Origin of the sequence: Micromonospora sp. 15K316, from assembly GCF_004348525.1 — a bacterium.
Classification (GTDB): Bacteria; Actinomycetota; Actinomycetes; order Mycobacteriales; family Micromonosporaceae; genus Micromonospora.
In genome coordinates, this window is the sequence record NZ_SMKG01000011.1 from 47,839 (window position 1) to 60,053 (window position 12,215).

The following is a 12,215-nucleotide window of genomic DNA, read 5'->3' on the forward strand; positions in this document are numbered from 1 at the left end:
GGGCGGGAAACGGGGCGGGCCCGCCGGGCGCGGATCAATTCGATCCGCGCCCGGGCGGGCCCGGTGGGTGCTCTGCGCGCCGCACCGGGGTGTCGGACGGCCCGGTGCGCGCGCCGCTGGTCAGAAGTCGTCGTCGAAGGTGACGCTGCCCGTCACCGCGACCTGGTACGCCGACACCCGGCGCTCGAAGAAGTTCGACAACTCCTGCACGTCCTGGAGCTCCATGAACGCGAACGGGTTCGCCGAACCGTAGAGCGGCTCGATGCCGAGCTGGGCGAGCCGCCGATCGGCCACGTGCTGGAGGTACTCCCGCATGTCGCCGAGGGAGAGCCCGGAGACGCCCTGTTCGAGCAGGTCCTCGGCGAACTGCACCTCGCACTCGACCGCCTCGGCCAGCATCTCCCGCACCTGGCGGGCCATCTCGTCGTCGAAGAGCTCCGGCTCCTCCCGCCGTACGGTCTCCACCACGTCGAAGGCGAACGCCATGTGCATGGATTCGTCGCGGAACACCCAGTTGGTGCCGGAGGCGAGGCCGTTGAGCAGCCCGCGGGAGCGCAGGAAGTAGACGTAGGCGAAGGCGCCGTAGAAGAACAGACCCTCGATGCACGCGGCGAAGCAGATCAGGTTCAGCAGGAACGCCCGGCGGTCCTCCCGGGTCCGCAGCTCGCGCAGGTCGAAGATGGAGTCGATCCAGCGGAAGCAGAACTCGGCCTTGCGCCGGATCGAGGGGATGTTCTCGATCGCCGCGAACGCCGCGAAGCGCTCCTTGTCGTCCGGCACGTAGGTGTCCAGCAGGTTCAGGTAGAACTGGACGTGCACCGCCTCCTCGAACAGCTGGCGGGACAGGTAGAGCCGGCCCTCCGGGCTGTTGACGTGCTGGTAGAGGTTGAGCACCAGGTTGTTGGCGACGATCGTGTCACCGGTGGCGAAGAACGCGACCAGCCGGGACACCAGGTGCCGCTCGGCGGGGGAGAGCTTCGCCAGGTCGGCGAGGTCGGAGTGCAGGTCGACCTCCTCGACGGTCCAGGTGTTCTTGATGGCGTCCTTGAACCGGTCGAAGAAGTGCGGGTAGCGCATCGGGCGCAGGGTCAGGTCCATGCCGGGGTCGAGCAGCATCTGCCGCTCGCCGGCGCCGGTGGTACGGGGTTCGGGGATCGTGGTCACTGGCAGGCCTCGCAGCTCTCGGGGTTCTCCAGGGAGCAGGCCAGCGCCTCGTCGTCGCTCACGGCGACGATCGGTGTGACCGCCTGACCGACGGCGACGGTGGCCTGCTGGATGCGGGTCGCGGGACGCGACCGCAGGTAGTAGGTGGTCTTCAGCCCGGACTTCCAGGCGTGGAGGTACATCGACGACAACTTGCCGATGGTGGGCGCGCCCATGAACAGGTTCAGCGACTGCGACTGGTCGATGAACGGGGCGCGGGCGGCGGCGAGGTCGATCAGGGCCCGCTGCGGCAGCTCCCAGGCGGTGCGGAACAGCTCGCGGACGTCGGCGGGCAGCTCGCCGATTCCCTGCACCGAGCCCTCGGCGCGCTTGATCTGCTCCCGGATCGCCGGCGTCCACAGCCCGCGCGCCTTCAGCTCACGGACCAGATACGTGTTGACCTGGAGGAACTCGCCGGACATCGTCTCGCGCTTGAACAGGTTGGACACCTGCGGCTCGATGCACTCGTAGCAGCCGGCGATCGAGGCGATCGTGGCGGTCGGGGCGATCGCGACCAGCAGCGAGTTGCGCAGACCGTGCGCGGCGATCGTCGACCGCAGCGCGCTCCACCGGCCGGTCTGGGTGGGTTCGACGCCCCAGAGGTCCGGGTGCAGGTCGCCCGCGGCGGCGCGGGTCTCGGCGTACGCGGGGTGCGGGCCGAACCGCTCGGCGAGCCCGGCCGACGTCTCCAACGCGGTCAGGAAGATCTCCTCCTGTACCCGGGTGGAGAGCTCCCGGGCCTGCGCCGAGTCGAACGGCAGGCGCAGGGTGAAGAAGGCGTCCTGCAGGCCCATCAGCCCGAGACCGACCGGCCGCCAGCGCGGGTTCGACGCCGCCGCCTGCTCGGCCGGGTAGTAGTTGATGTCGATCACCCGGTCGAGGAAGACCACCGCGGTGCGCACCGTGGAGCGCAACTTCTCCCAGTCGACCCCCTCGGGGGTGACGTGCGCGCCGAGGTTGACCGAGCCGAGATTGCAGACCGCGGTCTCGGCGTCGTTGTTCACCTCGAGGATCTCGGTGCAGAGGTTGGAGAGATGGATCGTGTTGCCGGGCGCGCCGGTCTGGTTGGAGAGCCGGTTGGACGGGTCCTTGAACGTCATCCACCCGTTGCCGGTCTGCGCGAGCGTGCGCATCATCCGCCCGTACAGCTCCCGGGCCTTGACCGTCTTCACGGCCTTCTTCTCGGCCGCGCGGTACGCCTCGTCGAACTCCTCGCCGTACAGGTCCGGCAGCTCCGGCGCCTCGGACGGGTCGATCAGCGACCAGTCGCCGTCCGCCTCGACCCGGCGCATGAACTCGTCGGGGATCCAGTTCGCCAGGTTGAGGTTGTGCGTACGCCGGGACTCCTCACCGGTGTTGTCGCGCAGCTCCAGGAACTCCTCGACGTCCGGGTGCCATGGTTCCAGGTAGACGCAGGCCGCCCCCTTGCGCCGGCCGCCCTGGTTGACCGCCGCGACGCCGGCGTCGAGGGTCTTGAGGAACGGCACGATCCCGTTCGACCGGCCGTTCGTGCCGCGGATCAGCGCGCCGCGGCCGCGTACCCGCGACCAGGCGATCCCGATGCCGCCGGAGAACTTCGACAGCTTCGCCACCTGGTGGTAGCGCTCGTAGATCGAGTCCAGCTCGTCGCGGGGGGAGTCGACCAGGAAGCAGGACGACATCTGGGTGTGCCGGGTGCCCGAGTTGAACAGTGTCGGCGAGCTCGGCAGGTACGCCAGCGACGACATGAGCCGGTAGAACTCGATAGCCTCGACCGGCGTCTCGGACAGTCCGCAGGCCACCCGCAGCAGCCAGTACTGCGGCGTCTCCACCACCAGCCGCGACTGCGGGTGGCGCAGCAGGTACCGGTCCGCGACCGTGCGCAGGCCGAAATACTCGAACCGCAGATCACCGGCCGGGTCCACCGCGTCGTCCAGCTTGCGCGCGTGACGGGCCACGAACTCGGCCGTGCCGTCCCCGATCAGGCCCAGACCGTGGGCGTACCGGATGGACTGGCTGAAGCTCGCGACGCCTTGGCCGCGTACCTCCTTGTCCACGTAGGCGGCGAGCAGCCGCGCCGCCAGCCGCGAGTACTGCGGCTCCTCACCGATCAGCTCCGCCGCCGTCTGGATCGACAACTTGTCCAGCTCCGCGGTGGTCGCACCGTCGTACAGGCCGCTGATCGTCTTGGTGGCGACCCGGAGCGGGTCCACCTCGTCCAGGTCGGCGACCCACCGCTCCACCGCCCTGACGATCTTGTTGACGTCCACCGGCTCGGTGTCGCCGTCGCGCTTACGGACCTGCATCACATGCCGACGCTGCTCCGGCACTGCCTGATCGGCCACAGCCTGTTCCTGCGTCGCCGTCATGTCCCCTCCTCACGCATGTCCACGGGTCGACGGACGCGCAGGAGGAACGCCACTGGTCGCCTGACGGCGGACCGGGCCGGCCGGGACCGGCCGGTCGATGGCGTCGGCCGTCCCGCGCGGCCTCCGACCGCCGCACGCGTCGCGTGCGGCGCGCTGGCAGGTCTTCGGACTCGCGGGCGTGACCGGGGAGGCCGGTCGCCTACTGGCCGTCGCTTCCCAGGCCCGTCGGGCCCAGTGCTCGATGACGGCGTTCGTTCCCACTCACCGCTGCGGGGCAGTCCCGGATTCGCACCGGGTTCCCTCTTGCCTCGACCGTCCCGTGCAGGAGCGGCCGAACCAGCTGCGTGAGACACCATATATGCCGCCGTCCCCGGCCCGGCAACACCAGATGTCGCGTCCGCGTGTCGCCTTTCTCTCACCGTCACCCGGCCCGTGTCGTGCGCCGCGCCCACCGTCCTCACCGACGGGGGATCGCGGCGGGCCGCTGCCGTCCCCGGGCCGGGTACCCCGTCCGCGTCCGCGGGCCGGGCTCCGTCCGGTGCGGACGGCGACGCCGGGAGCGCCGGGGGCGGCGTACGTCACGCCGCCCGTCGCGCGCTTGCCCCGCCCGGTGACGGCCCGATAGCCTCTCGCCCGTCAAGGTGCACGGGAAGCCGGTGGAATGCCGGCGCGGCCCTCGCCACTGTGACCGGGTAGCGATCTCCGAAGACGCCACTGGGCCCATCCGGGTCTGGGAAGGCCGGAGTGAGCGTCGATCCGGGAGCCAGGAGACCGGCCTTGACGGGATCTCATCCACGAGGTGCTGGAGAGGAAGGTCGTCGATGCACATCGCCGAGGGGTACCTGCCCCCGATACAGGCCGCGGCGTGGTTCGCGGTGTCCGCGCCGTTCGTCGTCCACGGCAGCCGGGCGCTGGTCCAGCAGGTCCGCCGGGACCCGGAATCGAAGCTGCTGCTCGGCGCCGCGGGGGCGTTCACCTTCGTGCTCTCCGCGCTGAAGATCCCCTCGGTGACCGGTTCCTGTTCGCACCCGACCGGCACCGGGCTCGGGGCGGTGCTGTTCCGGCCACCGGTGATGAGCGTGCTCGGCGGCATCGTGCTGCTCTTCCAGGCGGTGTTGCTCGCCCACGGCGGGCTGAGCACGCTGGGCGCCAACATCTTCTCGATGGCGATCGTCGGCCCCTGGGTGGCGTACGCGGTCTACGCGCTGATCCGCCGGCTCGGCGGCGGTCTGGACGCGGCGGTCTTCGCCGCCGCGGCGCTCGGTGACCTGGCCACCTACTGCGTGACCAGCGCCCAGCTGGCGCTGGCGTTCCCCGACCCGGCGACCGGGTTCGTCGGTGCGCTCGTCAAGTTCGGCGGGATCTTCGCGGTGACCCAGATCCCGTTGGCCGTCAGCGAGGGGCTGCTCTCGGTGCTGGTGGTACGCCTCCTGACCCGGGTCAGCGGCGACGAGCTGCGCCGGCTCGGTGTGCTGCGGACGCCGGCGGTGCAGGCATGAGGCGCTTCTCCCGGACCAACCTGCTCCTGCTGCTCGCGGTCGTGCTGCTGGCGGTGGCGCCGGTGGCGCTCGGTCTCGGCTCCGGTGACGAGCCGTTCGCCGGGGCGGACGCGCTCGCCGAGCAGGCGATCGTCGACAGCCACCCCGACTACGAGCCGTGGTTCTCGCCGATCTACGAACCACCCTCCGGTGAGGTGGAGTCCGCGCTCTTCGCGCTCCAGGCCGCGCTGGGCGCCGGTTTCCTCGGCTACTACTTCGGGGTCGCCCGGACGCGGCGCCGGTACCGCGCCGCCGAGCAGCCGCACGAGTAGGTGTTCGCTCTCGACGTCGCGGCGCACAGCGGCCCATGGCGGTCACGACACCCCGCGGAGAAGGCGTTGCTCTCGCTGGGGTTGCTGGCCTGCGCGGTGATCCTGCCGTCGTGGCCGGGCGCGCTGCTCTCCGGCGTGGCCGCGGCGGTGCTGCTCGTCGGGCCCGCCCGGGTGTCGCCGGCCGTGGTGCTGCGGGCGGCCCGGGTGCCGCTGCTCTTCGTGGCCACGTCGACGGTACCGCTGGTGGTGACGGTGCACGCGCCGGTGCGGCTGACGCTCGACACCGCCGGCTTCGGCCCGGCGGCGCACACCGCCGGCCGGTCGGTCGCGGCGCTGACCTGCCTGCTGCTGTTCAGCGCCACCACGCCTCTGTCGGACGTGCTGCCGCGGCTGCGGCGGCTGGGCGTCCCCGCGGCGGTCACCGAGGTCGCCGCGCTGACGTACCGGATGCTCTTCCTCCTGGTGGAGAGCGTGCGCGCGGTCCGGGAGGCCCAGGCGGCACGGCTCGGCTTCCGGACCTGGCGCACCACCTACCGGTCGCTCGCCGGGCAGGCGGGCGCCGTCTTCGTGCGGGCGTTCAGCCGGGCGCGGCGCCTCGAGGAGGGGTTGGCCTTGCGCGGATACACCGGTTCGCTCGCGGTGCAGGTCGAGGCGCGCCGGGTGTCACGGCCGTTCATGGCGGCCAGCGGGGGACTGCTCGTGCTGATCGTCGCGGCGACCGCCGCCGTCGTGGGACCGCAGTGGTGACCGAACCGCTGCTGGAGCTCACCGGCGTGCACTTCGCCTACCAGCCGGAGCGTCCGGTCCTCTCCGGCGCCGACCTCCGCGTCGAGTCGGGCGGGCGGCTGGCCGTGGTCGGCCCCAACGGAGGTGGCAAGACGACCCTGTTCCGGCTCGCCGCCGGCGCGCTGACGCCCGGCGCCGGTCAGGTCGCCGTCGCCGGTGCCCGGGTGCGGCACAACCGGGCGGGGCTGCGCGCTCTCCGGCAGCAGGTGCAGCTGGTGCTGCAGGACCCGGACGACCAGCTCTTCTCCGCCAGCGTTCGGCAGGACGTCTCCTTCGGGCCGGTCAATCTCGGCCTGCCGCCGGAGGAGGTCCGGCGGCGCGGCGACGAGGCGCTGGCGGCGCTCGGGGTGACCTCGCTCGCCGACCGCCCGACCCACCTGCTCTCGTACGGCCAGCGCAAGCGGGTGGCCATCGCCGGGGCGGTGGCGATGCGACCGCGGCTGCTCATCCTGGACGAGCCGACCGCCGGGCTCGATCCGGCCGGGGTGGAGGCGTTGTTGCGGACGTTGGACGACCTGCACGCCGCCGGCACGACGGTGGTGCTCTCCACCCACGACGTCGATCTCGCCTTCCGCTGGGCGGACGCGGTGGCCGTGGTCGCCGACGGTGGCGTGCGTACGATGCCGGCGGCCGTCGCTCTGGCCGACGCGGGGCTGCTCGCCGCGGCGCACCTGCTGCCGGCCTGGGCTCCGCTGGTGCACCGGCTGCTCGACCGGGTCCCCGGGCTGGTCGGCGCCCGCCCCGGCTCCGCGGCCGAGCTGGCCGCCCTGCTCGGCGCGGAGCGCGAGCAGGGCGGTGGGCACCCGCCGCCGCACGACGGCAGCGGGGGTCCCCGGCGATGAGGCCGGAAACCCCCGCTGCGGTGACCAGTTCAGGGAGCTGGCTACGCCTCGAGTGAGGCCCGGGAACGGCGCAGGATCAGCCGTGCCGCCGTGCCGGTGACCACCATCGCCGCGCCGGTGCCGAGCAGCCACCACAGACCGGACGAGTTACCGCCGGTGACCGGAAGGGTGGGCGCGGCCGTCGGCGGCTGTGTCGGGTCGCCTGTCGGAGGCTGCGTCGGGCCCTCGGTCGGCGGCTGTGTCGGGCCGTCCGTCGGAGGTGCGGTGGGCTGGGTCGGGGTTCCGGTCGGCCCGAGCGGGCGCTCGCAGACCGCCTCGGCGAGGATGACGGTGCCGACCGGGATGTCGATCAGCGGCCCGCCGACGATGCTGCCGCTCAGCCGCAGAGCGGCCTGCACGGCGATGGCGGTGGCGCCGTCGGCGGTGGTGGTCTCCACATTGGTGAGCGTCGCCTCGAGGGCGGCGCCGACCAGACCCGGTACGGTGACTGCGGCGCTCGCGGTCACGCCGGGAGTGTTCGGGACCAGGACCACCGGCTCACCGAAGAGCTCCAGCCCGGTGAAGGTGGTGTCCGCGGTCTGCGCGCCGACCTGCGGGCAGCTGACCGCCGCGGTGATCACCTCGGCGTCGACTACCGGGGTGCCGAGAACCGCCAGGGAGAGATCGGCGATTTCGGCGTTGGCCGACGACGCGGTCTCACCGCGGGTGGCGCTGACCTCGACGACGGTTCCGCTGGCGGTGACTCCCAGGGCGCCGGGGATGGTGATGGCCAGCGCGGTCTCGCTGTCGGTGCCGCCGTCGGCGGGGGCGGTGGCCGAGCCGATGACGACGTCCGCGGTGATGACCGGGACGCCCGCGACCTCCGCGGACAGGTCGACCACCACGCCCCGGGCACTGGCGTCGCCGGGTGCGGCGAGTGTGGGAGTTGCGGTGAGGAGGGCTACGGCGCCAACGGCCGCGATCGCCACGGCCCCCGTAGCCGAAAGTCGCCGGATGAGTCTCACGTTTGCCTCTGCTCTTTCAGTCCCCTCTCGACCGTCGAGAAGGCTGGCTAGAAGCTATAGGGAAATTTGCCGCCTTTCCGACAAATTGGATATTCACCGCAGTTGACGGATCCTCGGATCTCCGTCGCGACGGTCCTCGGACCGAACCGCGGGGAGGAAGTCGCTGCTGCGTCAGCAGATGCAATCCGCCGAGCCGACTCTCCGGGCCAGCTACGGTGAATTGCCCGAATTCTGTGTGACGAGACGGTCGAGGAGCCGCGATGACCAGGGGCGCCGCCCGGCCGCGATGGTCCGGTCAGACCACGTGGGTCGGCCGGTTCGACGCCTCGCTCCGCTCCTTCCTGCGCACCGAGACGGGCAGCGCCCGCCTGGTCGTGGTCGCCACGGTGGCCGCCCTCGTCTGGGCGAACGTCGCCGCGTCGTCGTACGAGTCGTTCTGGCACACGCCGCTCTCGATACGCCTCGGCGACTGGGACCTCTCCCGCGACCTGCGCGGCTGGGTCAACAGCGGACTCATGACGATCTTCTTCCTGGTCGCCGGGTTGGAGTTGCGTCGCGACTTCGACATCGGGGAGCTGCGGGAACGGCGGCGGTTCATGTTGCCGCTGCTGGCCGGGCTCGGCGGCATGCTCGTACCGATCCTGATCTATCTCGCGATCAACGCGGGGAACGCCACCGCGGCCGGTTGGGGCGTGGTGATGGCCACCGACACCGCGCTCGCGCTCGCCACGCTCGCCGTCCTCGGACCGCGCTTCTCGGACCGGCTGCGCGGCTTCCTGCTGACCGTCTCCGTCGTCGACGACGTGGTCGCCATCGTCGTGCTGGCGGTCGCCTATCCGGAACACCCGTCGCCGCCCGCGCTGCTCGCCGCGGCCGGAATCTTCGCCGTCGTCCTGCTGGCTCGGACGACCGGCTTCCGGTACGGGCCGATCTACCTGCTGCTGGGGGTGGCGGCCTGGGTCGCGGTCTCGGTCTCCGGCGTCGACCCGGTCGTGGTGGGCCTCCTCATGGGCCTGCTCACCTTCGCCTACGCGCCGAGCCGGGTCGACCTGGAGCGGACCAGCGATCTGTTCCGCCTCTTCCGGGAACAGCCCACCCCGCAGTTCGCCCACTCGGTGCGCGCCGGGCTGGTGGCCGCGCTCTCCCCGAACGACCGCCTGCAGCACCTCTACCACCCGTGGGCGAGCTACGTGATCGTGCCGCTCTTCGCCCTGGCCAACGTCGGCCTCGTCATCGACGGGGACCTGCTGGCCCGGGCCGTCACCTCTCCGGTCACGCTCGGCGTGGTCGTGGCGTACGTGATCGGCAAGCCGGCGGGGATCATCCTCACCTCGCGCCTGGTGGCCGCGTCCAGTCACAACCGGCTCCGGCCGCCCGTCGGCTGGGGCGCCGTGACCGGCGTCGGCACCGTCTCCGGCATCGGATTCACCGTCGCCCTCCTGGTGGCCTCCCACGCGCTGACCGGCCCCGCCCTGGACGAGGCGAAACTCGGCATCCTCGCCGCGACGGTCGTGTCGGCGGTCGTCACCTGGGCGGTGTTCCGGCTCGCCGCCCGGCTGCCGGCCGAGCGGCGCGCCCGCGCGCTGCTCGGTACCGCGGAGGAGATCGTCGATCTGCTGGTGCCGGTCGACCCGGAGCGCGACCACATCCGGGGGCCGGCGGACGCACCGGTGACGGTGGTCGAGTACGGCGACTTCGAGTGCCCCTACTGCGGCCAGGCCGAACCGGTGGTACGGGAGCTGCTGGCCGAGTTCACCAACATCCGGTACGTGTGGCGGCACCTGCCGCTCACCGAGGTCCATCCGCACGCCGAACTCGCCGCCGAGGCCACCGAGGCGGCCGCCGAGCAGGGCGCGTTCTGGGAGATGCACGACCTGCTCTTCGAACACCAGGACGCGCTGGGCAACGTCGACATGCTTCACTACGCGCGGCAGCTCGGCCTGGACCTGGACCGGTTCCGCAATCACCTCGCCGAGCGCCGCAGCGTCGACCGGATCGGCGAGGACGTCGACTCCGCCGATCTCAGCGGGGTCTCCGGCACCCCGACGTTCTTCATCAACGGCCGGCGCCACCACGGGGCGTACGACATCACCGCGCTCTCCGCGGCGGTCAAGGGGGCGTTCGCGCAGGCGAAGCTGCGTCCTGAGTAGGCCGACGGGCGCACCGGCCGAGATTGTTCGAAATTCGTCGATCGACTGTGAACCGGTCCCACCCGCTCCGCGTGCCTATCAGTGGGGCCGGGTCTCGGCACCGCTACCCGGCGAGGGATCGGTGGGCGGCGCCGGCCGTGGCCCCGGGCACTCCCCGGCGGCAACGAGGCCCGGCCGGACCGGCCGTAACGCCCCCGGCCCGTTCCGGCGTTGAACAGGGAGGAGGGCACCACCGACGAAGCACGCGATGCGCCGGGCCGGCCTCGGCGACGCCGTCCGCGGAACCCTCGTCATCACCCGGGAAGAAGGGAAATCTGGCATGCCCGTACGACATGTCCGTGCCGTCGACCCAAGCCGCACGTCCCCGGACAGACCGATCGGAGCCCCCGACGGTCGCGTGGCGTCACGTGACCGCCGCCGTACCCGAACCAGCGTCGCGCTTCTCGCCCTGGCCGCGACCGCGCTCTCCGTGACGGTGGCCGGCGGCCCGGCCAACGCCGAGCCGGACGGCCCCACGATGCTCGACCCGAAGCTCGCGGTGCGCACGGCCGTCACCGGGCTGGTCAGCCCCACCGGACTGGCCTTCCTCGGCGACGACGACATGTTCGTCATCGAGAAGACCACCGGACGGGTCCAGCGGGTGGTCGACGGCGTCGTCGCCGGCACGCCCCTGGACCTCGCCGTCAACTCCGCCTCCGAGCGGGGCCTGCTCGGCATCGCCCTGCACCCGCGCTTCCCGGCGAACCCGGGGGTCTACCTGTACTGGACGGAGAGCACGACCGGCGCGGACAGCACCGTGGTCGCCGAGACCCCGCTGCTCGGCAACCGGGTCGACCGCTTCGTCTGGAACGGGAGCACGCTCACCTACGACCGGAACCTGATCCGCATTCGCGCCACCCAGGAGGACGCCGGCCAGCCCGCCCGCGGCAACCACAACGGCGGGGTGCTCAGCTTCGGCCGGGACCGGAAGCTGTACGTCTTCACCGGCGACCTCGGTCGGCGCGGCCGACTGCAGAACCTGACCTGCGGCCCGACCGCGGCCTGCCCGGGGCCGACCGTGCCCGACGACCAGTTCGGCGGCCCGGCGCCGGACAAGGCCCACCTCAGCGGCGTGGTCCTGCGCCTCAACGACGACGGCAGCACACCGGTCAGCAACCCCTTCTTCCGGGCCGGCGCGGCGATGGGTGGCGAGGTCGGCGCCACCGTGCAGAAGATCTTCTCGTACGGCCACCGCAACGGCTTCGGCATGGCCGTCGATCCGGACACCGGCAACGTCTGGATGCAGGAGAACGGCGACGACAGCTTCAGCGAGCTCAACCGGCTGGAGCCGGGGATGAACGGCGGCTGGATCCAGATCGCCGGGCCGGTGCGGCGGATCGACCAGTTCAAGGAGATCGAGACGACGTTCGGCGGGCAGAACCTCCAGCAGCTGCGCTGGCCGCCCACCAACATCGCCGACAGCCCGTCGACCGCGCTGCGCCGGCTCTTCATGCTCCCCGGGGCGCACTACAGCGATCCCGAGTTCAGCTGGAAGTGGGAGGTGGCGCCCGGCGGGCTCGGCTTCCTCGACAGCCGCAGGCTCGGCCGGCAGTACGAGGGTGACCTGTTCATGGGGGCCGCGACGGGAGCCCTCAACGGGGGATACCTGTTCCGCTTCGACCTGACCGGCAACGGCCGGCAGATCGCCGTCTCCGATCCGCGGCTGAGGGATCGGGTCGCGGACAACCTCGCCAAGCACGACATCACGGAGAGTGAGAGCCTGCTGGTCGGCCGCGACTTCGGCGCCGTCACCGACATCGAGACCGACCCGGACGGTAACCTCGCGGTGCTGTCGCTCTCCAACGGCGCGGTCTACACGATCCACCGGCGCTGACGGAGCCCGTCACCCGCGGTGGCAACCCGCCCGTCCGGCAGGCCGGACGGGCGGGTTCCACGTGCCCCGGTCGACCAGGGCCGGAGCCCCAAACCGTGTCGTACTCAGGCGTGACGAGCGGCGGAGCGGGTAAGGGCGGATCCGTTGGTCGCACCTGCTTCGAGGTGGAGCCGAGAAGGAGAGGGTGACGCCCCATCGG

General features: G+C 71.9%; 9 protein-coding genes and 2 riboswitches. Of the genes, 6 read left to right on the top strand and 3 right to left on the bottom strand.

Going from position 1 to position 12,215, the window contains the following annotated elements:
- Positions 1–120: 120 nt before the first annotated feature.
- Together E1211_RS04950 and E1211_RS04955 are read right to left on the bottom strand one after the other, a co-directional pair.
- Complete coding sequence (locus tag E1211_RS04950; protein ID WP_132345884.1) at positions 121–1,116, bottom strand: ribonucleotide-diphosphate reductase subunit beta; 996 nt, start codon at positions 1,114–1,116, stop codon at positions 121–123.
- A gap of 44 nt (positions 1,117–1,160) precedes the next feature.
- Positions 1,161–3,551 carry a ribonucleoside-diphosphate reductase subunit alpha gene (locus E1211_RS04955; RefSeq protein WP_132345840.1) on the bottom strand — a complete coding sequence of 797 codons (2,391 nt, stop codon included), beginning with the start codon at positions 3,549–3,551 and terminating at the stop codon, positions 1,161–1,163.
- Between the two features lie 137 nt (positions 3,552–3,688).
- A riboswitch (cobalamin riboswitch) is annotated at positions 3,689–3,907 on the bottom strand.
- 266 nt (positions 3,908–4,173) lie between these two features.
- A riboswitch (cobalamin riboswitch) is annotated at positions 4,174–4,346 on the top strand.
- Between the two features lie 26 nt (positions 4,347–4,372).
- On the opposite strand from E1211_RS04955, the gene E1211_RS04965 reads away from it, so the two are divergent.
- From E1211_RS04965 to E1211_RS04980, 4 genes are read left to right on the top strand one after another with little or no spacing between them, the layout of a single operon-like run.
- On the top strand, positions 4,373–5,050 hold the full coding sequence (locus E1211_RS04965) for an energy-coupling factor ABC transporter permease (RefSeq protein WP_132345844.1): 678 nt from the start codon (positions 4,373–4,375) through the stop codon (positions 5,048–5,050).
- A complete protein-coding gene (locus tag E1211_RS04970) occupies positions 5,047–5,361 on the top strand; it encodes an energy-coupling factor ABC transporter substrate-binding protein (protein ID WP_132345846.1) in 315 nt (104 codons plus the stop codon). The genes E1211_RS04965 and E1211_RS04970 overlap by 4 nt, the downstream gene beginning before the upstream one ends.
- The gene (gene cbiQ, locus E1211_RS04975) at positions 5,362–6,108 is read left to right on the top strand and encodes a cobalt ECF transporter T component CbiQ (protein ID WP_132345848.1); all 747 of its coding nucleotides are present in this window, start codon (positions 5,362–5,364) and stop codon (positions 6,106–6,108) included.
- Positions 6,102–6,989 carry an energy-coupling factor ABC transporter ATP-binding protein gene (locus tag E1211_RS04980; protein ID WP_132345850.1) on the top strand — a complete coding sequence of 296 codons (888 nt, stop codon included), beginning with the start codon at positions 6,102–6,104 and terminating at the stop codon, positions 6,987–6,989. The genes cbiQ and E1211_RS04980 overlap by 7 nt, the downstream gene beginning before the upstream one ends.
- 41 nt (positions 6,990–7,030) lie before the next feature.
- Here E1211_RS04980 and E1211_RS33790 read toward each other — a convergent pair whose 3' ends face one another.
- On the bottom strand, positions 7,031–7,957 hold the full coding sequence (locus E1211_RS33790) for a hypothetical protein (protein WP_132345852.1): 927 nt from the start codon (positions 7,955–7,957) through the stop codon (positions 7,031–7,033).
- Positions 7,958–8,253: 296 nt separating this feature from the next.
- On the opposite strand from E1211_RS33790, the gene E1211_RS04990 reads away from it, so the two are divergent.
- Together E1211_RS04990 and E1211_RS04995 are read left to right on the top strand one after the other, a co-directional pair.
- The gene (locus tag E1211_RS04990) at positions 8,254–10,143 is read left to right on the top strand and encodes a Na+/H+ antiporter NhaA (protein WP_132345854.1); all 1,890 of its coding nucleotides are present in this window, start codon (positions 8,254–8,256) and stop codon (positions 10,141–10,143) included.
- A gap of 397 nt (positions 10,144–10,540) precedes the next feature.
- Entirely contained in the window at positions 10,541–12,016 is a 1,476-nt protein-coding gene (locus tag E1211_RS04995; RefSeq protein ID WP_165947173.1) for a sorbosone dehydrogenase family protein, read from the top strand.
- Positions 12,017–12,215: the final 199 nt, after the last annotated feature.